We start from the raw sequence: 268 nt of genomic DNA on the forward strand, positions 1-268 counted from the left end.
GACTTATTCGAAGAATAAAAGTATTGAGTACAACGATAATAGGATATCAAAATACGTTGCTCAATATGGTAAGTGTTATGTAACTGGTGAGGAAATTGGTATTGAACGTGTTCATTGTCATCACATTGTTCCCATTAAACAAGGTGGGGATGACAAGTACAACAACTTGGTAATTGTAGATTGGTTTATACACAAACTGATTCACATGACGAATCTTAATAAGATTACACATTACCTTCGGTCTTTTAAACTTAACAAGAAACAAATG

The 268-nt window shown here is 32.8% G+C and carries 1 protein-coding gene; it reads left to right on the forward strand.

All coding sequences use genetic code 11. From position 1 onward, the window contains the following. On the forward strand, positions 1-268 hold a 268-nt coding region (locus ACS2QP_RS27835), incomplete at both ends, for an HNH endonuclease (protein ID WP_438883078.1).

The sequence above is a fragment of the Bacillus cereus group sp. Bce019 genome (genome assembly GCF_051781745.1).
Lineage (GTDB): Bacteria > Bacillota > Bacilli > Bacillales > Bacillaceae_G > Bacillus_A > Bacillus_A cereus.